The organism is Paracandidimonas soli, assembly GCF_004342005.1.
In the GTDB taxonomy this organism is placed as follows: Bacteria; Pseudomonadota; Gammaproteobacteria; order Burkholderiales; family Burkholderiaceae_B; genus Paracandidimonas; species Paracandidimonas soli.
In genome coordinates this window covers 322,101-345,222 of the sequence record NZ_SMBX01000002.1, presented here as the reverse complement: position 1 = coordinate 345,222, position 23,122 = coordinate 322,101, and the positions used below count along the sequence as shown (strand labels likewise).

The 23,122-nt window shown below is 62.2% G+C and carries 21 protein-coding genes; 4 read left to right on the top strand and 17 right to left on the bottom strand.

Annotated elements, in window-relative coordinates; genetic code table 11:
- Positions 1–20: 20 nt before the first annotated feature.
- The 5 genes from EV686_RS05260 to EV686_RS05240 form a co-directional block, all read right to left on the bottom strand.
- Positions 21–713 carry an aspartate/glutamate racemase family protein gene (locus tag EV686_RS05260; protein WP_132474247.1) on the bottom strand — a complete coding sequence of 231 codons (693 nt, stop codon included), beginning with the start codon at positions 711–713 and terminating at the stop codon, positions 21–23.
- A 54-nt stretch (positions 714–767) separates the two neighbouring features.
- A complete protein-coding gene (locus tag EV686_RS05255) occupies positions 768–1,277 on the bottom strand; it encodes a putative pterin-binding protein (protein WP_165972507.1) in 510 nt (169 codons plus the stop codon).
- Positions 1,278–1,348: 71 nt separating this feature from the next.
- Positions 1,349–4,159 carry an HD domain-containing phosphohydrolase gene (locus tag EV686_RS05250; RefSeq protein WP_243650754.1) on the bottom strand — a complete coding sequence of 937 codons (2,811 nt, stop codon included), beginning with the start codon at positions 4,157–4,159 and terminating at the stop codon, positions 1,349–1,351.
- 230 nt (positions 4,160–4,389) lie between these two features.
- Positions 4,390–4,704: a carboxylesterase family protein gene (locus EV686_RS05245; RefSeq protein ID WP_243650753.1), complete on the bottom strand. Its 315-nt coding sequence runs from the start codon at positions 4,702–4,704 to the stop codon at positions 4,390–4,392.
- A gap of 100 nt (positions 4,705–4,804) precedes the next feature.
- Complete coding sequence (locus EV686_RS05240) at positions 4,805–5,206, bottom strand: hypothetical protein (protein WP_132474241.1); 402 nt, start codon at positions 5,204–5,206, stop codon at positions 4,805–4,807.
- A 128-nt stretch (positions 5,207–5,334) separates the two neighbouring features.
- On the opposite strand from EV686_RS05240, the gene EV686_RS05235 reads away from it, so the two are divergent.
- Positions 5,335–5,880 carry a flavin reductase family protein gene (locus EV686_RS05235; RefSeq protein WP_243650752.1) on the top strand — a complete coding sequence of 182 codons (546 nt, stop codon included), beginning with the start codon at positions 5,335–5,337 and terminating at the stop codon, positions 5,878–5,880.
- Between the two features lie 114 nt (positions 5,881–5,994).
- Here the strand turns inward: EV686_RS05235 and guaA are convergent, their stop codons facing one another.
- The 4 genes from guaA to EV686_RS05215 form a co-directional block, all read right to left on the bottom strand.
- Entirely contained in the window at positions 5,995–7,587 is a 1,593-nt protein-coding gene (gene guaA, locus EV686_RS05230; protein ID WP_132474239.1) for a glutamine-hydrolyzing GMP synthase, read from the bottom strand.
- A 151-nt stretch (positions 7,588–7,738) separates the two neighbouring features.
- Complete coding sequence (guaB, locus tag EV686_RS05225) at positions 7,739–9,199, bottom strand: IMP dehydrogenase (RefSeq protein ID WP_132474237.1); 1,461 nt, start codon at positions 9,197–9,199, stop codon at positions 7,739–7,741.
- A 33-nt stretch (positions 9,200–9,232) separates the two neighbouring features.
- Complete coding sequence (locus EV686_RS05220) at positions 9,233–9,709, bottom strand: hypothetical protein (protein ID WP_132474235.1); 477 nt, start codon at positions 9,707–9,709, stop codon at positions 9,233–9,235.
- On the bottom strand, positions 9,709–11,676 hold the full coding sequence (locus EV686_RS05215; RefSeq protein ID WP_132474233.1) for a SurA N-terminal domain-containing protein: 1,968 nt from the start codon (positions 11,674–11,676) through the stop codon (positions 9,709–9,711). The genes EV686_RS05220 and EV686_RS05215 overlap by 1 nt, the downstream gene beginning before the upstream one ends.
- A 186-nt stretch (positions 11,677–11,862) precedes the next feature.
- Between EV686_RS05215 and EV686_RS05210 the strand changes: the two genes are divergently transcribed.
- Complete coding sequence (locus EV686_RS05210) at positions 11,863–12,834, top strand: 23S rRNA (adenine(2030)-N(6))-methyltransferase RlmJ (RefSeq protein WP_132474231.1); 972 nt, start codon at positions 11,863–11,865, stop codon at positions 12,832–12,834.
- Here the strand turns inward: EV686_RS05210 and EV686_RS05205 are convergent.
- The gene (locus EV686_RS05205; protein ID WP_132474228.1) at positions 12,804–13,538 is read right to left on the bottom strand and encodes a pseudouridine synthase; all 735 of its coding nucleotides are present in this window, start codon (positions 13,536–13,538) and stop codon (positions 12,804–12,806) included. The two genes, EV686_RS05210 and EV686_RS05205, sit on opposite strands and share 31 nt — an antisense overlap.
- 36 nt (positions 13,539–13,574) lie before the next feature.
- On the opposite strand from EV686_RS05205, the gene EV686_RS05200 reads away from it, so the two are divergent.
- Positions 13,575–14,135, top strand: a complete 561-nt coding sequence (locus tag EV686_RS05200; RefSeq protein ID WP_132474226.1) for a chorismate--pyruvate lyase family protein — start codon at positions 13,575–13,577, stop codon at positions 14,133–14,135.
- Positions 14,136–14,156: 21 nt separating this feature from the next.
- Here the strand turns inward: EV686_RS05200 and EV686_RS05195 are convergent, their stop codons facing one another.
- The 3 genes from EV686_RS05195 to EV686_RS05185 are packed head-to-tail and all read right to left on the bottom strand — an operon-like array spanning position 14,157 to position 17,526.
- Entirely contained in the window at positions 14,157–14,495 is a 339-nt protein-coding gene (locus EV686_RS05195; RefSeq protein WP_132474224.1) for a P-II family nitrogen regulator, read from the bottom strand.
- 30 nt (positions 14,496–14,525) lie between these two features.
- Positions 14,526–16,157, bottom strand: coding sequence for an NAD+ synthase (locus tag EV686_RS05190; protein WP_132474222.1), 1,632 nt, complete (start codon positions 16,155–16,157; stop codon positions 14,526–14,528).
- A 55-nt stretch (positions 16,158–16,212) separates the two neighbouring features.
- A complete protein-coding gene (locus EV686_RS05185; RefSeq protein ID WP_132474875.1) occupies positions 16,213–17,526 on the bottom strand; it encodes a mechanosensitive ion channel family protein in 1,314 nt (437 codons plus the stop codon).
- A 197-nt stretch (positions 17,527–17,723) separates the two neighbouring features.
- Here EV686_RS05185 and argH point away from each other — a divergent pair, with 197 nt between their 5' ends.
- The gene (gene argH, locus EV686_RS05180) at positions 17,724–19,118 is read left to right on the top strand and encodes an argininosuccinate lyase (protein ID WP_132474220.1); all 1,395 of its coding nucleotides are present in this window, start codon (positions 17,724–17,726) and stop codon (positions 19,116–19,118) included.
- Positions 19,119–19,235: 117 nt separating this feature from the next.
- Here argH and rlmD read toward each other — a convergent pair whose 3' ends face one another.
- From rlmD to EV686_RS05160, 4 genes are all read right to left on the bottom strand, one after another.
- Positions 19,236–20,543 carry a 23S rRNA (uracil(1939)-C(5))-methyltransferase RlmD gene (rlmD, locus tag EV686_RS05175; RefSeq protein WP_132474218.1) on the bottom strand — a complete coding sequence of 436 codons (1,308 nt, stop codon included), beginning with the start codon at positions 20,541–20,543 and terminating at the stop codon, positions 19,236–19,238.
- A 196-nt stretch (positions 20,544–20,739) separates the two neighbouring features.
- On the bottom strand, positions 20,740–21,363 hold the full coding sequence (locus EV686_RS05170; RefSeq protein ID WP_165972506.1) for a Spy/CpxP family protein refolding chaperone: 624 nt from the start codon (positions 21,361–21,363) through the stop codon (positions 20,740–20,742).
- Between the two features lie 94 nt (positions 21,364–21,457).
- Positions 21,458–22,243, bottom strand: a complete 786-nt coding sequence (locus EV686_RS05165) for a 3'-5' exonuclease (protein ID WP_132474214.1) — start codon at positions 22,241–22,243, stop codon at positions 21,458–21,460.
- An 11-nt stretch (positions 22,244–22,254) separates the two neighbouring features.
- Positions 22,255–23,109, bottom strand: a complete 855-nt coding sequence (locus EV686_RS05160; protein WP_132474212.1) for a peptidoglycan DD-metalloendopeptidase family protein — start codon at positions 23,107–23,109, stop codon at positions 22,255–22,257.
- Positions 23,110–23,122: the final 13 nt, after the last annotated feature.

Here is a 23,122-nt window from a genome sequence, read left to right as displayed (position 1 = left end):
TTAATGCCATACTGCGCGGCTTACTCTCCAAGTGCCAGTCGCAAGGCGGCATCGCAATGCACCAGCGTGGTGTCGAAGACCGGCACCGGCACATTGTCCTGATCGAGCAACATCCCCACCTCGGTGCAACCCAGGATCAGGCAATCCGCACCGCGATCCACAAGACGCCCTGCAATCGCCACATACGCCGCCTCGCTCTGCGGAGTGATCACGTCGCGGCAAAGTTCTTCATAGATGATGCGATGGGTTTCAGCGCGATCCGGCGCTTCGGGAATGACAGGCGCAAGGCCTGCCTGTGCCAGGCGGTCGGTGTAGAAAGTCTGCTCCATCGTGAACGCGGTAGCCATCAAGCCCGGCGAATGCAGCCCCTCGCGCTGAATGGCGCCAGCGGTTGCATCCGCAATATGCAGCAGCGGAATCGAAACGCCTTCCATCATCCGGTCGGCCAGCTTGTGCATGGTATTGGTCGCCAGAACGACGAAGCCCGCTCCTCCGCGCTCCAGCGCCTTGGCCTCACGGTTCAGGATCTCGCCGGCCTTGTCCCAGTTTCCCGCCATCTGCAGCGCCTCGATCTCCGCAAAATCGAGGGAGCGGATCAGCAGTTCCGGGGAATGCAGCCCTCTCAGGCGCTCCCTGGTCAGTTGGCAAAGCTGGCGGTAGTAGATCTGGGTCGAGGCGGCGGACATGCCCCCCAGTATGCCTATTGTCTTCATGTGGTTCGATCCTTGGCGGGAATTGCGCAAATCCAAGTATACGAGGCCGAACCCTCATTCCACCCTGAGCACATCCAACTGCCAGACCGACAGCCCAAAGGATTCCTCGCGCTCCTTCTGCGGCAAGTTGTCATAGGGATAAATCACGAACAGAGGCCCCTTGTCGCGCGCCGGCAAGGGCCTGCCATCCATGCGCAGCGCGACGATCACGTCGTATTTTTCGGTGTGCTCGAAAGGAATGTCGGCGGTGAAATCACTCACCGCGACGGCCGCAATGCGGGTGCCGCTGACATCGGCGGTCGCAAGCACGTCCCTCAACAGCGGCCCCTGGAATGACACAGGCCGCAGATACCAGGGCGTACTCACTTTATGGATGTGTTGCGGCAGCGCCTGCAGCGTGCTCATGTCGAATGTCGTCCGCCGCCCATGACCCTCAACCGTCAGAACAACTTTGCCGGCATTCGCCGATTGCCCAGGCGCTGCGATCTCCCGCGGACGTATGGAGACTGCAACCAGCACCGCCACGGCGGCGAGCAGCATAAGATAGAATACGCCAAACAGCATGAGACGCCTGCCGTCTGTCTGGCGGCGGCGCTCCTGGAATGAGGTTTGCGGCTTGCTGCGCAGGAAACGGATCATGTCGATTCCTCCTGCCGCGCGACTCGCGCAAGCGTTTCGATATCCACGTCGTCGATCTGCTCGGACTTCATGAAAGTCCGGGCATAATCCAGCCATACAAGGCTGCGCAGGAAATACTGGTACAACTCTGGATCCAGATGTCCGTCCCTGCACATGGCAGCCATGATGCCCAGCGACTCAGACAGTGTCTTGGATTGTTTGTAGGGCCTGTCAGCAGCGGTAAGCGCCTCGAACACATCCGCCAGCGCCATGATCCGTTCGGTGGTCTGCAACTGATCACCGCGCAGGCGGCGCGGATAGCCATTACCGTCCATGCGCTCATGATGATTGCCCGCAATGTCGGGCACTCGTTCCAGATGCGGGGGCCAAGGCAGACGCTTGAGCATGATGATTGTCTGCACGATATGATCGTTGATGATGAAACGATCCTCATCGGTGAGCGTACCGCGCCGAATGGACAAGTTATGCAGTTCTCCCATGTGCTGCCGGTGCGCGGGCAGCTTCATGTCGAACCCCCATATGTTGCGCGGATCGTCGCGCTCCACGGCAGGCCTCTGCGTATCATCCCAGGGCACCATATGATGCGGCTGATCGGCAAGCAATCGCTCGACAGCGGGCAAGACGGGCGGCTCTGGCCGGCTTTGCGCAAGCCGCAGTGCGGCCTGCGCATCCAGGCCCAGTGCATCGTCAAAATGACGCAACCAAGTCTGCGCGCCAATGGCTTGCAGACGCTCGACGGCCTCGTCAGACAGGAACTCGCTGCCGATATTGCATTCGGCGATGAAGCTGAAGTCTTCGCGCAGCTGCGCTTGGCGCACATCGCGCTGGAGGCCGGCAACGTGCGCGTCTTCTCCGTTCAATCGGGCCTCAAGACAGTGGATCTCGGCATCGCGCCAGAGGATTTCGAAGCGCATGCGGATCTCATGGATGCGGTTGTAGACGACTTCCAGCTTGGTAGCCTTGTCCATGATGTGCTCCGGACTGGTCACCTTGCCGCAATCGTGCAGCCACGCCCCAAGCTGAAATGACTGACGTTCGTCATCGTCAAGATGGAAGTCCGCGTATGGTCCGCTGCTTTCGGCTTCCATGCGATCCGCCAGCAAGGTAGCCAATTGTGGCACCCGCTCGCAATGTCCGCCTGTATAGGGGCTCTTGGCATCGATGGCATCGGCCACGATCCGAGTCACGGATTCGAACAGCCTGCGCTGCGCCTCGATGAGCTGGCGCGTCTCGATGGCCACGGCCAGCATGCCGGTCAGGCGATCGGTAAAGGCCAAAAACTCCGGTGTTGCATGATCCCAGTCTTCATCGTGCACCAGCACAAGCAGTCCTTGCGGCTGGCTGTGGCGGCCATGCAGCGCAAAAGCGATGCGGCGGCGTCCCCGGTCCTGGGCGCCGGCAAGCGCCGCCTCCCCTTCATGCGCACTCATCGATTCCCGCAACGCGCCCTGCTCTCCGAATGCGGCCGCACGAGTCAGGCCGTTCCTATCGCGATCGAAGAGGTAGACGGCGCCGCCTTCGCAGCGTGTGGCATGGACGAGTTTTTCCAGCACCTGCACGAGCATAGTCTCGATGCGAGGCTCGGTGCCAAGCACGCGGCTGATCGACAGCAGTGCTTCCATTGAGCCCGCGACCTTGTCCATCACGCCATTGAGCGCATCCACCTCGCGCAACATCGAAGCAGAGCGCTCCTTGCGGCGACGGAAATCGAACCGCGACATGCGCAGTGCCTGCGCCGTCATGCCCTCCAGCGCATGGCCTACGGCACTGCCGACCTGCCAGCCGAACGGCAGGAACAGCACGATCAGCGCAATCGATATCAGGATCATGCGTGTTCGATTGAGTGCCAGCGCACCTAGCAATTCGTCCGAGGGAGCTGCGGCCAGCAAGCGCATGTCCACGCCGTCGATACCATCGAAGGGCAGCACCACCCCAGACCATTCAAGCCCATCGGACGTATAGGAAACGACCCGGCCGTCATCAGCGGCAACTTGCCACAAGCTGGCAAGCGCATCGATTCCCAGCGTATCCAGCGAGTGGAGGGCAAAATCGTCCCAATCCGGCTTGTGCACCAGCAACGCTTCCATGTCGCGATAGCCGATCACTCTGCCGTCCTCTTCCACCAGCGCCAGCTCGGTGTTGGGGGTCATGCTCAGGCCGCCCAACGCTTCGCCCAAGTCCTCAAGCGTCACATCCACGGCCACGATAGCGTTCCCCGAGTGGGACAGGCGTGACAGCGTGATCCCCACCTGACGGGTCGAAAAGAAGACATAAGGCCTCGAAGTGACAGTGGCCACCGTATCCATCGCGCCGATATACCAGGGCCGCTCGCGCGGATCGAATCGATAGTCCGGCTCGGAGCGGCGCATAACCAGGTCGTGCTTGGCGTCGTAGAACAGGTACTGCCCGCGCCGGGTGCCGTCATTCCCGCTCTCCACCGTTTGCACAAGGTAGTTCGCCTGGGGAGGGGCCTGGAAACGCGCGCGGATGTCGCGCCTGTCCAGCGCCCGCATGAGAAGGAAGTCGCCATTCTGATAGCCTACATGGATGGCTGATACCAGCGGATTTGCGACCAGTTCGGCCGCCAGGGCGCTGCGCCGCTCTAGCCGCTCATCGAGCTCCGCCGCATCGGCTATGGGATCGAACGCAAGCGTGCGCAGCGAGACCGAGCCGGGCTCGATGATGCGGCGCGAACGCTCCGCCACAATCTGGCTTGTATCGCGCGCTACCGTCGCAGCCATATCCAGCAGAATGGCCCGTGATCCATACCAACTGAGCGTGATCAGCGCCAAAGCGACGAGGGCCATCGCTGCTACTGCGATGCACGCGATGACAAGCCGCACAGGCCAGGAGCGAGCCGGATGGGGATTCCGAGACGTTTGCAGCACTTGTGACATGGATATCTCCCTTTCCGAGGGAATCGACGCGAGCCCGCCGTTACCCATGCTCAAGGGCTCTCATGTCTTCCGATGCCATCGTGCCGCAGAATGGCGATTTTTATCTCAAGCTATGACGCCTGCCCGTTCATGGCGGGAAGCTATTGATCGCAGCGCTGTCCCCTGCCGCATATCACGCCTTGCAAACAGCTTCCAGCCGCTCCAAAACAGGATCGAGCACCCTGCTTGCATCCATGAATATCGATCCAGAACGTCATGACGTAAGAAATATTATATGGAAGTATTATTTTTTTGCTACTCTTTGGCGCAAAAAATATCGGTGCCCGGGGCCCGCAAATCGCCTCCGATGCGCCTTGACCCTTGCCCGTGGCTCCGCCATGCATCCACACCAGCACCGGGCAGCAGCCTGCAGTGGAAGGCGTCCAGACACTGAGATACAGGCAGTCCTCCGCCATTGCCGCCGCAGGCTAGTTCAGCCAAGTCTGGTTGCCTCGCAGGGATTGCAGGCTGGCCGGGACAGATAGCCTCGCGCACGCCGACCCACGCCTTCGAGCCTCAGGCCGCCGCCAGTTGATGGACGCACTTCTGGACTTCATCGGCGCTGCAGGCCACACGGGCAGGCACGCGATAGACTTTTTCCAACGGTCCCAGCCTGGCCTGCAATACCGCCAAGCCGCTGGTGTCTTCGCACATCAGGATCATGCCTTTGCAATACATTCCAAAAGCATCGCGGTGCGCCTTCAGCCACAGGACGGTTTTCTTGAAGCCTTCGGGATCCCCTTGCTGACCAGGGCCTGGCAAGCGCTCGTAAACCAGTACGAAAGCCTGTCTCGCCTGTAGCAGACTTTCCATGTCGGCAAGCCACTGGCCGATCTGTCCGGGAGACAACGGAAACTCGCGCATGCGTGCCGCAGGCAACGCAGACGTGTCCAGGAATCGGGTCGGGCCAGACAACATGCATCTCCTTGTGTGAGTCTCGCTCATCAATCTACTCCCAGGCCCTTACCGGGATTAACATATCAAAAAGAGCCAAAGAAATACCATGGCGACGGGCTGCATAGAAATCTTTATTGGAGAACTGCAGCATGATGAGACGCCTTGCCCCCACAAAAATCTTCACGCTGCTCGAACCCGGCCCGGTCGTGCTGGTCACGACGCACCATGCAGGGCGAAGCAATATCATGACCATATCGTGGACGATGGTAATGGAATTCACGCCGCGCTTTGCGATCTGCACCGGAGCGTGGAACCACTCGTTCATCGCGCTGGAAAAAACGCGCGAATGCGTAATCGCCATCCCCTCCGCCGACATGCTCGACACCGTCGTCGGCATCGGCACCTGCTCAGGTGCGGACACCGACAAGTTCGAGCGCTTCGGCCTCACGCCCTCCAAAGGCAAATACGTGCAGGCTCCGCTGGTCGCGCAATGCCTGGCGAACATTGAATGCAAGGTCGCCAATATCATCACTTCGCACGGCATTGTCGTGCTCGATGGCCTGGCCGCGTATGTCAATCAACAAAAACCCGACCAGCGCATGCTGCACGCCATCGGCGACGGCACTTTCGTCGCCGATGGCGAACGCTTCGACCGCAAGAAGGCGATGCGGTCGAAGCTGCCTGACGGCGTTTAGGCGCCTTGACGAAGTTGCGCGACAAAATTCGGCAGCTATGCAGACTTGTCTGTCATTTACGCGGGCTTAGGTGCCTTTTTTGCTATCTAGCGCCGGACATTGCCGAGCACCAGATCACTCCCATTCGATCGTCGCAGGCGGCTTCGAGCTCACGTCGTACGTAACCCGGTTGATTCCGCGGACTTCATTGATCACCCTACCCGACACCCGTTTGAGCAGTGCATAAGGCAGTTCGGCCCAGTCCGCCGTCATGAAGTCGCTGGTCTGCACGGCGCGCAGCGCCACGACGTAGTCATAGGTGCGGCCATCGCCCATGACCCCCACCGACTTGACCGGCAGGAATACGGTGAATGCCTGCGATGTCAGGTCGTACCAGCTCTTGCCCGTTTCGGGATCGATGGTGTTGCGCAGCTCTTCGATGAAGATGGCGTCTGCGCGGCGCAGCAAGTCGGCATACTCCTTCTTGACCTCGCCCAGGATGCGCACGCCCAGGCCGGGGCCGGGGAACGGATGGCGGTAAACCATGTCGTGCGGCAGGCCCAGCGCCACGCCCAGCTTGCGCACTTCGTCCTTGAACAGTTCGCGCAAGGGCTCCAGCAGCTTCAGGTTCAGCGTATCCGGCAGGCCGCCCACGTTGTGGTGCGACTTGATCGCCACCGCCTTGCCCGTCTTGGAGGCGGCGGACTCGATCACGTCGGGATAAATGGTGCCTTGCGCCAGCCAGCGCGCGTTCGTCATCTTGCCCGCCTCTTCCTGGAAGACCTCGACGAACTCGCGACCGATGATCTTGCGCTTGGCTTCGGGATCCGAAACGCCGGCCAGCTTGCCCATGAACTGTTCCGTGGCATCCACGTGGATGACGCGCACGCCCAGATTGTCGGCGAATGTCTTCATGACCTGGTCGGCTTCGTTCAGGCGCAGCAGGCCATGGTCGACGAAAACGCAGGTCAGTTGATCGCCGATGGCGCGATGGATCAGCGCCGCCGCCACGGAGGAATCGACGCCGCCCGACAGACCCAGCAGCACGTGCTCGTCGCCCACCTGCTCGCGGATGCGCGCGACGGCTTCTTCTATGTAGTCGGGCATGTTCCAGTCGCCCGAGCATGCGCAGATATCGCGCACGAAGCGCTTCAGCAAAGCCTCGCCCTGGACGGTGTGCGTGACCTCGGGATGGAACTGCACGCCGTAGAAGCCTCGCTCCTCGTCGGCCATGCCGGCGATCGGGCAGGACGTCGTCGACGCCATGAGATTGAAGCCGGGAGGCAGCTCCGTGACCTTGTCGCCGTGGCTCATCCAGACCTTCAGCATGCCGTGGCCTTCCGCCGTGGCGAAATCCTGGATGCCGTCGAGCAGGCGCGTATGCCCGTGGGCGCGCACTTCCGCATAGCCGAATTCGCGATGATCGGAAAACTCGACCTTGCCGCCCAGCTGCAGCGCCATGGACTGCATGCCGTAGCAGATGCCCAGCACGGGAACGCCGGCGCTGAATACGCCAGCAGGTACTTTCAGCGAGTTTTCGTGATAGGCGGAGGCATGGCTGCCCGACAGGATGATGCCCTTCAGGCCTTGCTCTTTCTGCTCCTGGATGAAGGCGTCGTCCACGTCTCCCGGATGGATTTCACTGTAGACGCCGGCCTCGCGCACGCGGCGGGCGATGAGTTGGGTGACTTGCGAACCGTAGTCCAGGATCAGGATGCGCTGGTGCATGATGAATTCGGCTGGTAGAAAAGATGGAATTGGAAAATCTGCGGGAGAAAATGCCAGCCTGTGCTGGACATGCGGCAATCATGCCGCATGGTGAAGCGCCGGAATGGACGGCCTGCGGCAGGCATGCGCGCCAGTCCGGCGGACATCAGGCTCAGTCAGCCCTGTAGTTGGGCGCTTCCTTGGTGATCTGCACGTCGTGCACGTGGGATTCGCGTACGCCGGCGGCGGTGATCTCGACGAATTCCGCTTTCTCGTGCAGGTCTGCGATCGAGCCGCAGCCGCAATAGCCCATCGAGGCGCGCAGGCCGCCGATCAGTTGGTAGATGATGGCGATGACGCTGCCCTTGTACGGCACGCGGCCTTCGATGCCTTCCGGCACGAGCTTGTCGACGTTGTTGGACGGATCCTGGAAATAGCGGTCGGCGGAACCGTCCGCCATGGCGCCCAGGCTGCCCATGCCGCGATACGACTTGTAGGAGCGTCCCTGGAACAGCACTACCTCGCCAGGCGCTTCTTCCGTGCCCGCGAACATGCCGCCCATCATGCAGGCGGATGCGCCAGCGGCCAGGGCCTTCGAAACATCACCGGAAAAGCGGATGCCGCCGTCAGCGATCAGGGGCACGCCAGTGCCCTTCAGTGCTCCGGCCACATCGGAAATGGCGGAGATCTGCGGTACGCCGACACCGGCGACGATGCGCGTCGTGCAGATGGAGCCCGGGCCGATGCCGACCTTGACGCCATCGGCGCCCGCCTCGACCAGCGCTTTTGCCGCGGCGCCCGTGGCAATGTTGCCGCCGATGACCTGGATGCGCGGGTAGTTCTTCTTGACCCAGCGCACGCGATCGATAACGCCTTTGGTATGTCCATGGGCTGTATCGACCACGATGACGTCGACGCCGGCATTGGCCAGCTTTTCGACGCGCTCGTCGGTACCCTCGCCCACGCCGACCGCCGCGCCTACGCGCAACTGGCCCTGGGCATCCTTGGATGCCAGCGGGTGCTCGGTGTTCTTGACAATATCCTTGACTGTCGCCAGGCCGCGCAGCTCGAAGTTGTCGTTGACGATCAGCACGCGCTCCAGGCGGTGCTTGTGCATCAGGGCTTGCGCTTCTTCCAGCGTGGCGCCTTCCTGCATGGTGACCAGGCGGTCTTGCGGGGTCATGATGTCGCGCAGCGGAAGATCGAGACGGTCTTCGAAACGCAGGTCGCGGTTGGTGACGATGCCGACCAGCTTGCGGCCTTCGACGACGGGCAGGCCGGAGAAGCCGTGCTGGCGTTGCAGCGCAATGGCGTCGCGCACCTTCATCGTGGGCGTCACGGTGACCGGATCGATGACGATGCCGAATTCGTGGCGTTTGACGCGCGAGACTTCGCGCGCCTGCTGATCGCTGGTGAGGTTCTTGTGGATGATCCCGATGCCGCCTTCCTGCGCCATGGCGATGGCCAGGCGCGCTTCGGTCACCGTATCCATTGCGGCGGAAACCAGAGGGATGTTCAGCGTGATGTCGCGTGTAAGACGCGAAGCCAGGGATGTGTCACGCGGGAGGATGTCGGAATAGGCTGGAACCAGCAAGACATCGTCGAATGTAAGCGCTTTTTTGATGAGACGCATAAACCTTGCTCCGGGCAAAGCGAGATTATACGCCTAAGTCGCTGCAAATGCAGAGCCGCCGCCGAAGAGCGCCCCCGGCGAGCGATTCGCTGCGAAAAGAACCATCTTTGCATTTATTGAAACATTTTCAATAAAAACCGGGCTTAACACATTGACATAAAATGGAAATTTAACTTTAATAACAAATAAGACGATTGTCTTACAAAGACTCATCACACATGCAGGAGGAAATATGCTCGACAGCGCACTTTCCGTTTTTCTGCTGACACTTGGCGGCGGCATCATAGCCACACTGCTCGTGATCGCAGCCTGGGAACAGAAACCCTGATTGTTTCCAAGCCCCCCGCCACGCAGAAATCGCACTAAGCGCAGCCTCGCGCGGCTCACAGCCCGGGCAACAAGTTGCGCGGCAGGACGGCATTTTTTGCCGCACCATAAAAAACGCTTGCCGTATAACTGCCGGCAAGCGTTTTTTATTGCAGCGCGGCATTTACGCCGCGCCTTATGCATCAGGAATTCTGGTCTTCGCCCTTGATGGCGTTTTCGGCTTCGGGGAGTATCTTGACCTTGGCCTGTTCGCGCAGCGCCCGCAACACTGCCTGCTCTTCCAACTGCCCCCAGGCTGACCCGATCTCTTCGTTCAGACCCGCCAGCAATCCCTGGTCGACGCTGCTGCCATCGCTGGCCTGCTCGACCCTTGCAATGACATAGCCCGTCTCGTCGCCAACGCCGACGTAGGCCGGCAAGGCGTCCGTGCCGGCAGCGAAGACCGCGTCGAACAACGGCTTGCTCAAACCCTGCGATTGCAGGCGGCTGACCTTGCGCGGCTCGGAGAAGCCTTCGGGCAGCACATCGGCGGATGCCGCCTTGTATTTTTCCAGCGCGGCCTCGCCCGCCTTGCGCGCGGCCTCTGCGGCACGCTCGTCGACCAGGCGGCTTGCGATACGATCCTTCACGGCGGCCAGTTCGGGAATGTGTTCAGGCTTGCGATCAGCAACGCGCACGACCACCATGGTGTCGGGAGAAATCTCGATCACGCCCGAATTCTGCTTGTCAGCCAGGACAGCCGAGGAGAAAAGCGCGCGTCTGACGCGCACGTCTTCGAGGATGGCTGCGTGCTGGCCCGCGCTTGCGGCATTCTTGCCAGCCTCGTCTTCGCTCAGCAGGCGGTCGCGCGCAACGCCGTCCGCCGCGCGGATCTCCAGTCCCAATGCGGAAGCGGCCGGCTCCAGGCTTTCGGGATTGTCATACACCAGCCCCGTCAGCTTGCTCGCCATATCGGAAAACTGCTCGGCGCCCAACTGGCGGCGAACCTCGGACTCGACCTTGGCGCGCGCCTGCTCGAAACTTTCTCCTTGCTCCGCCTGGACGTCATCGGCCTTGAACACATGGAAGCCTTCGGGACCTTCGACGACGCCGGACACCTTGCCTTTTTCCAGGGCAAACACCGCCTTTTCGATGGCTTCCGGCCACATGCCATGCGAAATCCAGCCCAGCTTGCCGCCATTGCGGGCGGTGCCCGCATCCTGCGACGCCTCGCGCGCCACATCGGCGAACGACGCGGGATCCGCCGCGACGCGATCCGCGATTTCCTGGGCGCTCTTGCGGGCGGCTTCGCGCGCTTCGCCGTTTGCGCCCGCCGGCACGGAAATCAGGATATGGCTGACGTCCACCCTAGGCGGCTGGACATAGCGCGCTTTGTTCTGCTCGTAGTATTTCTTGAGTTCGGCCTCGCTGATCGCGGGCAGGTTCTTCATTGCCGCCTCTTCGTTCAGCAGCAGGTACTGGATGCTTACCTGCTCCGGCAGGGCGAATTCCGACTTGTGCTCTTCATACCAGGCGGCGATGTCCTCGTCGCTGACCTGTATGCCTTCCCGGTAGTCGGCGGCATCGAAGCTTGCCAGGCGCAGCGTGCGTTCCGCCACCAGCGCCTGGCGCAGCAGGCTTGCCACGGGCGCGGGCACGGTGCCTGTCGCCCGCACGGGACCAAGCACGCGATCCAGGGCCAGCTCGGAGCGGCGGCCCTGCTCGTACATTTTGCTGTCCAGTCCGGACATGGCCAGCAGCTCGTTGTACCGGCCGGCGGAGAACTTGCCGTCTTCCTGGAAATCCGGGGTATTGGCGATCACATTGCGCAATGCGGCATCCGAGGCGCTGAAGCGCTCGTTGGTCGCCACGTCGATGATGACCCGGCGATCGATCAGGGATTCGAGCAGCGCCCGGCGCGTAGGCTCGTTTTCCAGCAGCGCGGGATCGAATGCGGTACCCATCTGGCGCTGGAACTGATCCAGTTGCGCGCGGCGGGCCTGGTCGTATTCCTGCGTAGTGATGGCGGAATCGCCCACCTTGACCAGTTCGTTGTCACCGGACACATAAGTGGTATAGCCACTGACGCCAATAAGAACGAACGAAGGCAGAATCAACACCAGCAACACCAGCTGCATCAGTCGCTGGTGCGTACGGATAAAATCAAACATGGATCTCTCTTTCGGGTCCCGGGAAACGCCGGTACACATGAAAATTTTCGGCAAGTTTACACTACATGAACCGGCTCATCGCGAATTCAGCCCGGCATCTTCCCGCCTTTTCTTGCAGAAAACGGTAAAAATATCTGTTTTCGCCCCCCCTCTTTTGATATACATCCGCAGCACAGGACTCAGAACATGCACAGCTATCGCCACGGCTTTCACGCAGCCAACCACGCCGACGTCCTGAAACACGCGGTTTTCGTGCATATTCTGGACTATTTCAATAAAAAGGATACTCCATACCGCGTCATCGATACGCATGCCGGCGCGGGCGTCTACGATCTTCACGACGAATGGGCCGCGCACAGCAATGAAGCCGCACAGGGAGGCCTGAAACTCGCCGGCCGCGCCGGCGACACTCCATCTCTCGTGCAGCGCTACCTGGAAGCTACAGGCCTGCAGCAGCCCGACGCCGCTGTGCGCAGCTATCCAGGCTCTCCCTGGCTGGCGCTCAATGCGCTGCGGCCCGGCGACCAGCTCCACCTGTTCGAAACGCATCCCACGGAGATCGAAGTCCTGTCCGGCAACCTGAGGCGGCGCCGTGGAATCCCTCCGAGGCAGGTCAGCCTGCACGCCTCGGACGGCTTCGACGGCATCAAGGGGCTGCTGCCGCCGCCCTCGCGCCGCGGCATCGTCATCATCGACCCATCGTACGAAGACAAGAACGACTACAAGCGGCTGCCGAAGGCGCTGGAAGAAGGCCTCAAGCGTTTCGCCACCGGCTGCTACGCAATATGGCACCCGCTGGTCCAGCGGAGGGAGGCGGACAATCTGGTGCGCAGCCTGCAGAAACTGCCGGACTGCGAATGGCTGCACGCTACGCTGTCGGTCAGCTCACCGTCTCCCGATGGTTTCGGCATGCACGGCAGCGGCATGTTCGTCATCAATCCTCCCTGGACGCTGCGCCAGGCGCTTGCCGACGCGCAGCCCTGGATGGCGCGCCAGCTGGGCCAGGACGCCAAGGCCGGCTACACGCTGCGGGGCAGCGAAGAGATGCGCGCCAAAGGCCATTCGGGTGCGGAGCGCAAGCCCGCCGCACCCGGCGGCACTCAGCGCAGGCCGGCCGGCGCCGGAAATCAGAAGAAACGCTCACCTTCCTTCAGGTAGCGCCACTGGCCGCTGGGCAGGTCGCCCAGCACGATCCTGCCCATGCGGACGCGCTTCAGGCCCACGACCTTCAGGCCCACCTGTTCGCACATGCGGCGGATCTGGCGCTTGCGCCCTTCGTTCAGGATGAAGCGCAACTGGTCCTCGTTCTGCCAGGTGACATGCGCCGGCCGCAGCTTCTTGCCGTCCAGCACCAGGCCGTGGTTCAGCAGCGCCAGGCCGCTGGCGCCTAGCTTGCCCTGCACGCGCACCAGGTATTCTTTTTCGATTTCCGAGTCTTCGCCGATCAACTGGCGGGCGATGCGGCCGTCCTGGGTCAGGATGAGCAGGCCTTGGGAGTCGATGTCCAGCCGGCCGGCCGGCGCCAGCCCGCGCAGATGCGACGGATCGAACTTGAGCGGAGAGCGGTCGTTGCGATAGCGGGTTTCGGGCCGGATCAGCGCGGCCGCCCAGCGATAGCCTTTCTCGGCCTGCCCCGAGACATAGCCCACAGGCTTGTTCAGCAGGATGGTGATGCGTTCCTGCTGGCGCTGGCGCGCCTGGCGCTCCAGCGTGATTTTCTGGTTTGGCCAGGCCTTGGAGCCCAGTTCGCTGACCACGACGCCATCCACGCGCACCCAGCCGCGTTCGATGAAGGCATCGGCCTCGCGACGGGAGCACATGCCTTGTTCGGCCATGAGTTTCGAGATTCGTATTTTTTCCATAGCCACTATTGTAGGAGTTTGGCGATAATAACGGGTATGGATGCACACAAGTTTCTGCCAACCCGCTGGACCGCCGTACCGCCCGCTTCCCTGCCCCTGCCGAAACGCCAATGGCTGCTGCGCCCCGGCGCCCTGACCAATGGGCTTCGCCAGCAGGGCAACATGCTGTTGAGAGTCATGGGCGAATGGGCCTGGGGCCTGTCCGCCATCGAAGCATGCATGCTGCAGATGCCGGCAGGCACCCCGGTCTGGATCCGCGAAGTCCTGATGTCCATCGACGGCGTCGACAGCGTCTACGCCCGCAGCTTCACACCCTTGAGGGCATCCCATGGCCTCTGGCAGGGAATGCGCAGCCTGCGCTCCCGTCCTCTGGCCGATATGCTGTATCACGATCCGCAGATCAGCCGCTCCCCTTTCATGGTGCGCAAGCTGGACAGGCGCGATCCCCTGTTCCGTTCCCTGTGCAAGGCGGGCCTGTCGGATCTCGACAGGCCGGACAGGCCCTGGGCGCGGTGCTCCATATTCCGCCGCAGCGGGCAGCCCCTGCTCGTGGCTGAATGCTTTCTGCCCGAATTCTGGCAACTGCTGGAACGTTGACCGGCGCGCCGTTCCGTTTATCTACAGGGCATCCTGACCCGTTTCCCCGGTACGGATACGCACCGCCTGCTCGACCGCGGTCACGAAAATCTTGCCGTCCCCGATCTTGCCCGTGAACGCGGCCTTGACGACGGCGTCGATGGCGGCTTCCGCCATGGCGGCGGGCACGACGACGTCTATCCTTATCTTGGGCAGGAAATCAACGACATATTCCGCCCCTCGATAGAGCTCCGTGTGGCCCTTCTGCCGGCCAAACCCCTTGACCTCCGTCACCGTCAGGCCGTTCACGCCGATTTCCGCCAGCGCCTCCCGTACCTCATCCAGCTTGAATGGCTTGATGATTGCCGTAACCTGTTTCATGATCGACGCTCCATGCGTTTCGTAGAAATATTATCCATCCAGGGCTTCCGTCGCGGCGCAAGCCACCGGCAGCCGCCAGCCGCGCCCGAAGGCGCGCGACGTGATATTCGGGCCGATGGCCGCCTGGCGGCGCTTGTATTCGCTGATGCGGACCAGGCGCAGCACGCGATGCACGGTATCCGCATCGTATCCCTGCGCGACGATGGCTCCCGCGCAGGCATCGTGCTCGATGTGCTGCTCGAGAATGGCGTCCAGCACATCATACGGCGGCAGGCTGTCCTGGTCGGTCTGGTCCGGGCGCAATTCCGCCGAAGGCGGGCGTTCGATGATGCGCACGGGAATGACGGGCGATTGCGCGTTGCGCCATCGCGCCAGCGCATAGACCAGAGTCTTGGGCACGTCCTTCAGGACGGCGAACGCCCCGACCATGTCGCCGTACAGCGTGCAATACCCGGTCGCCAGCTCCGACTTGTTGCCCGTCGTCAGGACCAGCGCCCCGCTCTTGTTCGATAGGGCCATCAGCAGGTTTCCACGAATGCGTGCCTGGATGTTTTCTTCCGTCGTGTCGGCGGCAAGCCCGGCGAACGCCGGCGCCAGCGCGGTATCGAAAGCTTCCACCAGGCCTCCTATCGCAATCTCGCGGTAGGCCACGCCCAGGCCTTCGGCCATTTCCCTGGCGTCGTGCGTGGAAATATCCGCCGTATAGCGAGAAGGCATCATGACCGTGCCGACGTTTTCAGCTCCCAGGGCGTCCACTGCAATCGCAAGCACCAGCGCGGAATCCATGCCGCCGGAAAGGCCGATCAGGGCGCGGGAGAAGCCGGTCTTGCCGACGTAATCGCGCACTGCCAGCACCAGGGCGCCCCAGACCTGCGCATGCATCTCGGACAAGGAATCCTCTCCCACCTGAGCATCGTCCGCCCTTGCGTCGGTATCCAGCATGCGCACGGCGACAGTCTCTTCGAACTGGGGCGCCTGGAAGCAGACATTGCCGCCGGCGTCCGTCATGAAAGAACCGCCATCGAACACCAGCTCATCCTGCCCCCCGATCTGGTTGACATACGCCACGGGCAGGCCCGCCGAATAGCGCCGCACGGTTTCCCTGCGCTCGCGGACCTTGTGCTGAGTGAAGGGCGACGCGTTTAGCACCAGCATGGCCTGCGCGCCCAGTTCCCGGGCGCGATATGCGCACCCTTCCTTCCACAGGTCTTCGCAAATGGCCACGCCGAACTGCACGCCATCGGCCTCGAACACGAGGGGTTCATCTCCCGCCCTGAAATAGCGGCGCTCATCGAACACGCCGTAATTGGGCAGTTCCTGCTTGCGATACAGGCCGATGCGCCTGCCGCCCTCGAAGACGGAAGCGGCGTTGAACAAACCGCCCGACTCGTGGCTCACATGCCCCACCACGGCCGTCAGACCCTCGAAAGCGGCCAAGCCGGCCTGCAGGCGTTCGAGCATGCGGTCCTGCTCGCTCAGGAAAGCGGGGCGGAACAGCAGGTCTTCCGTGGGATATCCGGTCAATGCCATTTCGGGAGTGACCAGCAGCCGCGCGCCGCCGGCATGCGCCTGGGCGGCAGCCGCCAGTATCTTCGCCGCATTGCCGGCCAGATCCCCGACCCTGGTGTTGATCTGCGCCATGCCGATCGCCACACGCCCCATGATGTTCACCACCCTGTAAAAAGCTTGAAAGGCAAAATTATCGCACGCGCCCGCCCTACTGCGAGGCCGGACCCGCCTCCTGGGGCGATGGCTGCACCGCATAGGCGCGCTCCATCGCCTCGCGCCGGGAACCGCCTCCCAGGCCTCTGGCGATATCGCTGCCCGACGGCGCCTGGTAGAGACGCAGCCGGAGTTCGGGCAGCACCGCCAGCAGATGATCGAAAATGTCTCCCTGGATGCGCTCGTACTCCACCCAGGCGGTCTTGTTGGCGAAACAATACACCTCGACCGGCACGCCCTGAGCGTCCGGCTCCATCATGCGCACGATCATCAGCATGTCCTGGTGCAGCTCGCGGTTTTGCCGCAGATAGGCCAGCGCATAGGCACGGAAGGTTCCGATATTCGTCAGCCGGCGGCGGTTCGCATCCACGCGCGCCGCTTCGCCCAGCGCTCGATTGGTCTGCTCCACCTCGCGCTGTTTTTCCAGCAGGTATTCGTGCAGCAGGGAATAGCGGCTCAGGCTGCTGATCTCCTCATCGTCCAGGAAGCGGATGGAACTCGCATCGATGCGCAGGGTGCGCTTGATCCTCCGCCCGCCCGATTCGAACATGTGCCGCCAGTTCTTGTAGCTTTCCGAGAACAGCTTGTACGTGGGGATCGTCGTGACCGTCTTGTCCCAGTTCTGCACCTTGACGGTATGCAGCGCCATGTCGATGACGAAGCCGTCCGCCCCGGCCTGGGGCATTTCTATCCAGTCGCCGATGCGCAGCATGTCGTTGGCCGTCATCTGCGTGCTTGCCACCATGGACAGCAGCGTATCCTTGAATACCAGCAGCAATACGGCCGACAAGGCGCCGATGCCAGAGAGCATCAGCAGCGGAGAACGATTGATGATGATGGAGAGAATCAGCACCAGCCCGACGCACCAGACCACGATCTTCGCCAGCTCCAGATAGCCTTTGATCGAATATGTCTGCGCCCGCGCCGATTGCGCATAGATATCCTGCCATGCGGACAGGATGGCGTTGATCGCCACGAACAGGAACACCATTCCCGCGATCAGGAACAGCCGCGCCAGCAGGCTGCCCAGGGACGCATCCATCGGCAGCAGGTATATCTGGCTCATGACCAGCATCAAGGGCACTGCATAGCTCAGCCGCCGCGCCACACGCCTGCGCTTCAACGCCTCGGCCCAGTGTCCCTTGCCCACGGCGGTCAGCATGCGCCGGGCCAGCAACGCCAGCAGTTTCGAGACCACGAAGCCGGTCACGAGCGATATCAGCACCAGCAGCACCACGCCCGCCACGATCTGGCCCATAGCGGTATTGAGCACCCAATGACCGAGCGGTGTTTCTCCAAGTTCCGTCATCCAAGCTGTAATGTTCAGCATTTTTCCCCTGTTTACTGCATTGCGTAAGGTGACAACGGCAGCATACCGCAGCCTGTTTGCGGCCGAAACTATAACCTGCAATCCAGGCATTGGCGGGACCCGGAACCACTGCCCGCGCCAAGCGCAGGCCGGCTCATCTATAATGATCCGTATTATTTCAACCGCCAGAATCTCCCATGCAAAACCAGTTCGACAACAAAGCCCAGGCGTGGTCCGCCCGTTTCTCCGAACCAGTCTCCGATCTCGTCAAGCGCTATACCGCTTCGGTCGATTTCGACAAGCGCCTGGCCCTGTTCGACATCCAGGGGTCCCTGGCGCATGCCGACATGCTTGCCGCCGTCGGTGTCATAACCCAGGAAGACAAGACAGCCATCGAGCGCGGCATGGCGCGCATCCTCGAAGAAATCGAGCTCGACCGGTTCGAATGGTCGCTCGACCTGGAAGACGTGCACCTGAATATCGAAAAGCGCCTGGTCGAACTGATCGGCGATGCCGGCAAGCGCCTTCACACGGGCCGCTCCCGCAACGACCAGGTCGCCACCGACATCCGTCTCTGGCTGCGCAGCGAAATCGACATCGCCATCCAGCTGCTCGGACAACTGCGCGCCAAGCTGGCGACCCTTGCCCTAACGCATGCGGCAACCATCCTGCCGGGCTTCACCCACCTGCAGGTCGCCCAGCCCGTCACGTTCGGCCATCACCTGCTGGCATACGCGGAAATGTTCGGCCGCGACGCCGAACGCCTTGCCGACACCCGCAAACGGGTCAACCGCCTGCCGCTGGGCGCTGCCGCCCTGGCCGGCACCACTTACCCCATCGACCGCGAACGCGTCGCGAAGACGCTGGAATTCGACGGCGTGGCGCGCAACTCGCTGGATGCCGTTTCCGACCGTGATTTCGCCATTGAGTTCTGCTCGGCCGCCGCGCTGATCATGGTACACATTTCCCGCTTCTCCGAAGAGCTGGTCCTGTGGATGAGTCCGCGTGTGGGCTTCATCGACCTGGCCGACCGCTTCTGCACCGGCAGTTCCATCATGCCGCAAAAGAAGAATCCCGACGTTCCCGAGCTGGCGCGCGGCAAGACCGGCCGCGTCAACGGCCATCTGATGGCCCTGCTGACCCTCATGAAGGGCCAGCCCCTGGCCTACAACAAGGACAACCAGGAAGACAAGGAAGGCCTGTTCGACTCGGCCGACACCATCCGCGACACGCTGACCATTTTCGTCGACCTGGTCGACGGCATCCGCGTCAACGCCGAAGCCATGCGCTCGGCGGCGCTGCAAGGCTTTGCCACCGCAACCGATCTTGCCGACTACCTGGTCAAGAAAGGCGTGCCCTTCCGCGATGCCCACGAGGCCGTGGCCCATGCCGTGCGTACCTGCGAAGCCAAGGGCTGCGACCTGTCCGACCTGCCGCTGAACGAGCTGCAGCAGTTCCATGCATCCATCGGCGACGACATCTACCAGGTCCTGACGCTGGAAGGCTCGATCGCCGCACGCAACCATATCGGCGGAACCGCGCCCGAACGCGTCATGGAAGAAGCCCGCCGCATCCTGGCGCAATATCAGTGATGCCCTCCGCATCAAAGGCGTGAATGCACAAATGCCGGCTCCAGGCCGGCATTTTCATTTCCTGGAGCCCAGTCCCGGATAAAACAGATTCCGGCGCGGCTTCGCGCCGGAGCGGCATCACTCGAATACCGCCATGGACTCCACATGCCCCGTATGCGGGAACATGTTGACCACGCCGGCCGAACGCAGGCGGTATTTGCCGCGATGCACGAGTATCGCGGCGTCCCTGGCCAGGGTGACGGGATTACAGGAGACGTAGACGATGCGCTTCGGGCGCTCGTCCGGCGTCAGTTCGGCCAACGCCAGAGAGACCGCTTCCGCGCCCTCCCTGGGCGGATCGATCAGCATGCGGTCGAAATAGCCCAGACTGCGCAGCCAGCCCGCATCCACCTCGAACAGATTCAGCATCCCGAATGCCGCCTTGTCCTGCAAGCCATGCAGGACAGCACCCTGCATGGCGCGCTCGGTCAGGGCCTTGCTGCCTTCAACGCCCAGCACGCTGCCGGCAACCCTTGCCAACGGCAACGAAAAATTGCCCAGTCCGCAGAACAGATCCGCGACCCGATCCTGCGGACCCGGTTCCAGCAGACGGATGGCGCGCTGGATCAGCATGCGATTGATATGCGGGTTGACCTGAGTGAAATCCGTCGGCCTGTAGACCATGCGCAAGCCATATTCCGGCAATTCATAGGCCAGATCTTCGACACGGGCAGGATCCAGCGGCGCCACGGTTTCCGGCCCCTTGGGCTGCAGCCACCAGCTCACGTTCCAGGTCTCGCCGAATGCCCGCAAGGCGGACAGATCGTCTTCCGTCAGGGGTTCCAGGTGACGCAGCACCAGCGCCGTCGTGCGGTCGCCGACGGAAACTTCGATCTGCGGATAGCGATGCGGGTTCGACAGGCCGCCGATCAGTTCGCGCAGAGGCACCAGCATATCGGACACATGAACCGGCAAAATACGACAGGAAGCCATGTCCGTCACATAGCTGCCATTGCGTTCGCGGAACCCGACCAGCATCCCGCCTTTCTTGACCACCCTGCGCACGGAAAGACGCGCGCGATAGCGGTAGTTCCAGTACGGGCCGTGCATCGGCGCAAGCACATGCCCGATCTTCAGGCTGCCTTGCTCCTGGAAGGCCTCTTCGAGCACCCGCTGCTTCACCGCCACCTGCGCCGCAGGTTCCAGATGCTGCATCTTGCAGCCGCCGCAGACGCCGAAATAAGGACAGGGAGGCTCGACGCGCTGCGCGGAACGGCGCACCACCCGATCAAGCCTGGCCTTGTCGTATTCCGTACCCAGCTTGACCTTGTGCGCCATGACGCGCTCGCCCGGCAAGGCGGAATCGACCAGCACGCGCTTGCCGTCCTTTACGGCAATACCGCGCGCATCAAGGTCCAGGGATTCGATTTCGTAGAGTTCGGACATTCGCTTTCAGGCAAAACAAGGATAACTTTTGATTTTGACATTATTACCCTGTTTCCGTCGAGTCCGGCGATCCGGATCGTGCGATGGAATGCGGTATCTTCCGGCAGTGCAAACGCAAAGGGCGGCATGCCATGGCATGCCGCCCTTGTTGCAGGCCTCCCGCAGTGAACGGCGCGGCTTGAGCTTGGGCGCGTGGTCAGGATGCCTGGGGACCGCCTTCGTGACGTGGGTGCTCACGCCCCTCGCCGCGATGCATCCTGTCGTGGCGGCCCTTGCCGTCCTTCAAGTGCTGCGCGATTTTTTCCTGCTGGGCGGGCTGCAGCGCATCCCACAGGGCCAGCCATTTTTCCTGCACTTCCTTGCGCTTGCCGGCCTGCGCCTCATGCGCCGCTTCCATGGCGCCGATGGCCGCCCTGGGGTCCAGCTTGCCTTCCTTCAATTGAGCATCCCTGCTCTCGAAGGCCTGCTTCATCAGCTCGCGCCTTTCTTCATGCAATGTGTTCTGGGCCTTCCTGGCGTCCTCCAGCAGCGTTTTCTGCGCGTCCGTCAGTTCCAGATCCTTGAGCACCTTGCCGCTCAGGGGACCGATGCCGGGGATCATCAATGCGTTGCCGCCCCAGCGTTTCGCATGGTGGCGCCTGCCTTCCTTGCTGTCTTTGGCGTCGGCCTTGCCCGCATCGGCGGAAGCAAGCACCGTCACGGGAGCCAGCAACGTAGCCGTTGCAGGAGACGCAGCGGACGAAACGCCGGCGGCGCCAACGAGACCGCCGGCCACGACAGCCAGCAATGCGGATTTCAGGGTAACAATACGGGATGTCATGTGCGTGCTCCATACTGGATTGAAGAGCCTCCAGTATGGTGTCCGGGCCATTTCGAGCCTGTTTCAGGCAGGGGCCCCGATCTTTCAGCCGGTTTCAGTCCTGGGCTCCGTCCCAGGCCTCCAGGTACTCAAGCCAGTGGTCCGCATCGCTTTCCAGCAGGGTATCGCGCACGAGCTGCACCTCGGCCTCGTAGGCCTGGCGGTCCAGCTCGCCCTTGATCAGCCTGTACCGGCAGAACAGCAGCCAGGTATTGACCACATCGGTTTCGCAATAGGCGCGGACGCTGTCGCGTTCTCCTGCCGCCCAGGCGCGCCAGACCTGGCTGCCGTCCATGCCGAGCTTGCCGGGGAAGCCGCACAGCCTGGCAAGATCGTCCATGGGGGCATTGGCCCTGCCGTTGAACTTGGCCAGCAAATCCATCAGGTCGATATGGCGATTGTGATAGCGATTGATGTAGTTGTTGAACTTGAAATCGCGGTCGTCCTCGCCGGTATCCCAGTAGCGCGGCGCCTGCACGCCGTGGATCAGACTGCGATAGTGCAGGACGGGCAGGTCGAAACCGGACCCGTTCCAACTGACCAGCCGGGGCACATAGCGCTCGATCGTCTTGAAGAAGCCCGAGATCAGCGCAGATTCGGGGTCTCCGTCCTGACCGATGGTACGCACCCGAAAACCCTGGTCGTCGCGGAACACTGCGCCGATGACGGCGATCTTGTGCAAGTGCAGTGGCAGAAAATCACTGCCATGGGAAGCCTGACGCTCGGCAAGCGCCTTTTCCACCACCTGCACATCGTCCATTTCGCCGCCCCAGCCGTTGAGCTTGCGCAGCGCATCGGCATCGGGGATGGTCTCAAGATCGAAAACCAGCGTAGGTATCATGAGGCTTCCGGTCAGCGCGACGGCAGATAGGACAGCGGATTGACCGGCGTACCCCTGCGGCGGATTTCAAAATGCAGGCGCGGAGAAGTGGTATCCGTCTGGCCGATAGTCGCAATCTTCGCGCCCTTCTTGACCTGTTCGCCCGTCTTGACCAGCAGCGTCTGATTGTGCGCATACGCCGTGATGAAACCATCACTGTGGCCCAGCAGGATCAGATTGCCCAGGCCGCGCACGCCATTGCCCGCATACATGACCTTGCCATCGGCGGCGGCCTGGACGGGATCGCCTTCCGCGCCTTCGATGTCGATGCCCTTGGTGTTCGCATTGAACCCCTGGATGATCTTGCCGCCGGACGGCCAGCTCCATTGGATCAGGGCCGCATCGCTGGCGCGCGGCGCGCTTGCGGGCACCGACGGCGTCACCGGCGTCACGGGAGCCGGCGTCGACGCAGGCGGGGCCGGGGGGGTTTCCGTGCCTGGGGCCTGGGTCGGCGCCGGCGTGGGCGACGGACCCGTGGCGACGTTCGCGCTGCCACCCAGCCTGAGCACCTGCCCGATCCTCAACTGGCTCGGATCCGAGATGCTATTGAGCCTGACCAGCGTGCTGACGTCGACCCCGGTGCTTTGCGAGATTTTGTAGAGCGTATCGCCGGCGCGTACGGTATATGTCTTTCCTGCCATGTTGATGGCATTGTCCGTTGCGGGCGGTCCCTGCGTCAGGTCCGTGACCGGGGCCGGCGACATGCGCGAAGAGCACCCCGCCAGCGCGGCGGCAACCACCAGCAGCGCCACGAACGTTTTCCTGCCGGCGATGCCGGACACATCAGAACGTACCGCAAAGCACGGAGCGGATATCCCTGCGTGCATATGAATCTCCTAG